This window comes from Ruminococcus sp. (assembly GCF_045129435.1).
In the GTDB taxonomy this organism is placed as follows: domain Bacteria; phylum Bacillota; class Clostridia; order Oscillospirales; family Acutalibacteraceae; genus Ruminococcoides.
In genome coordinates this window covers 1-2,127 of the sequence record NZ_JBGVJL010000073.1, presented here as the reverse complement: position 1 = coordinate 2,127, position 2,127 = coordinate 1, and the positions used below count along the sequence as shown (strand labels likewise).

The window sequence follows — 2,127 nt, the reverse complement described above, 5'->3', positions numbered from 1 at the left end:
CCCTTTTCCAAGTTGTCTTGTTTTAATTCCCTGTCTTTTTTGAATAATCATTTTGCCAAAATAAATACTATAAAATAAAATCATTATCAATAATGCAAAAATTTTATAAATCATTTTTACCTCCTCCACAAATTCTTATTTGTTTAACTGTTTTATTACCTATATAGACAGAAAATTAGCAAAAAGTTCTATTTTCCGTCTATATTATAGCATACTTTTTCTCATTTGTCACGATACAGAGATAAAATTAACAGAATTCTTAACTTAACATACCTTTTAAGTCAAAGGATATGGGTTTTTCCTTGAACTTATTGAGTGGTATCTTTTTAGCCTGATTGGATAACAGAGTGATTATGTCATAGGCTTGTTCAAGGTAAGGTTTATGCTTATTCTTCTCAATCCAATAGAACAGAGCCAAGTAATAGTCAAGAAACTTGGAACTAACACCATGATACAGATACATAAAATCACTTATATTGTGGTGATACCCATTGATATGACCAAGACTATATCCACCGCTTGTATGCTTTCCGCTTGGGATTTGCTTTAATGGTATCTTGTGCTTGTTTGCTACGGTCTTATATGCTCTGTGGCTGTCTGTAATCAAAACAGTATCTTCCGTAAAGTGTGGTAAAAGTGTTTTTTCAATATGACTTGCCCATATTCTGCCAACACAAACAGTTTGCAAGAAATGGTTATTATTTCTATCAACACAAGACAAACAACATACTTGCTGATTGCTGATACCTCTCTTTTTCTTCTGCTGTTCATTCAATGTCTTCAAGACCTGAATAATTTTCTCTGTATCCATACCATTTAGGGCATTTGAGAACTTTTCTTGCGATTTTAAATCATCGTAATTGACGTAGTTAAGCAACTCATTTCTAACCTGTTCTTCATTATCATTAAGAACTTGTAAGAAAGCACTATCAAAACCTTGTTTCTCAATATATTCAAGTTTCTGTTTGTAATTTCTATGAGTATATGGCATTCTGCCAAGTGTATTCAAGAAAAATATTGGGTCTTTTATATCCTTGAAAGATAAAGGATAGTAATACTCGTCACTCTCTGCTAAACTCTTGAAATCGTCTTGATTGCACACAAACTGATGAAGAACAGAACATATCCTGTGTCTGTTGTGTAATACTGTCTGCTTGTTGATACCAAGTTCTTTTGCTATGGTACGGCAACTCTCACCTTGTAAAGTCAACTTGATAAGTTCAATCAACTTTGCAATAGATAATTTGGAGCGAAAGACAACGGTACCAATGGTATCCCCAAAGGTTCTTGCACAATCTTTGCATTTGTATCTCTGTCTGCCATTTTTTGTACCATTCTTGATAATGTTAATTGAACCACAAACAGGACAAACAACAGTATCTAAATCCTTATTTGCAGAATAACTCCTACGTTCTCTGCAACATTGAAGAAAGACTTTTTCTTCCTTTGTAAGTTTAGGCTTTGCATTTCTCTTTGTTTGCAAAATAGACAATAACTCCAGAATTTGCTCGTCTGTAAGGTTTGCAAAAGAGATTTGTTTTTGAATATCACTAAAATTAGAATTAAAACCAGTCATAAAAAGTTCCTCCACAAAATGTATTTGTAAAAGAACGTAATTTTTTATGTTAGTAACAATTCTATTTATGCATATTTATATTTAAAATTGTATATTTTTTGTTTATCAATACTCATGTAGGACAGAGACTTTTTGAAAATCTACCTTTTACACAAAAAAGCGGTGTCAATACCACTAAATGTTAACAAAAGGTTTTGTTTTTCGGGGTTAAACGGTGATTTCCACGCCGTAATGTTCAGCTTGGATTCTCACGATCTTCCTGTATTCTTCTTCGGTGATGAGCTTCATCGCAAGCAGGGTACGGAGCATTCCCACGCCCCAGGCGAAGGTTGCGTTATTCTTATCCTTCATTGTATTCCACCTCCCATGCTCATCGCAGGAGCATTGTCCGCGTCCTGATCTTCGTTCGGCAAGGTTACGACCTCGTATCCTTCTGCTGCAAGTTCATCGGGAGTTGGGATCGGTTTTCTCGGCGGCATCAAGGTGCAATGCATTTCCTGTGCCACTTTTTCCATAGCTTCTTTTTGCTGTTGTTCGGTAAGCTCCAACTG

General features: G+C 35.0%; 3 protein-coding genes. All 3 read right to left on the bottom strand.

What is annotated here, in order from left to right; all coding sequences use genetic code 11:
- Positions 1 to 259: 259 nt before the first annotated feature.
- On the bottom strand, positions 260 to 1,576 hold the full coding sequence (locus ACJMMI_RS03705) for an IS1595 family transposase (RefSeq protein WP_405353682.1): 1,317 nt from the start codon (positions 1,574 to 1,576) through the stop codon (positions 260 to 262).
- 207 nt (positions 1,577 to 1,783) lie between these two features.
- Positions 1,784 to 1,927 (bottom strand): SHOCT domain-containing protein, encoded by a 144-nt coding sequence (locus ACJMMI_RS03700; RefSeq protein ID WP_405353680.1) that lies wholly within the window; start codon positions 1,925 to 1,927, stop codon positions 1,784 to 1,786.
- The coding region (locus tag ACJMMI_RS03695; protein ID WP_405353678.1) for a hypothetical protein at positions 1,924 to 2,127 on the bottom strand (204 nt) is incomplete at its 5' end. The genes ACJMMI_RS03695 and ACJMMI_RS03700, both read right to left, overlap by 4 nt.

Bases quoted from the DNA above. Each gene is read 5' to 3' on its own strand.
- ACJMMI_RS03700 (WP_405353680.1), bottom strand. From the start codon at position 1,927: ATGAAGGATAAGAATAACGCAACCTTCGCCTGGGGCGTGGGAATGCTC.
- ACJMMI_RS03705 (WP_405353682.1), bottom strand. From the start codon at position 1,576: ATGACTGGTTTTAATTCTAATTTTAGTGATATTCAAAAACAAATCTCT.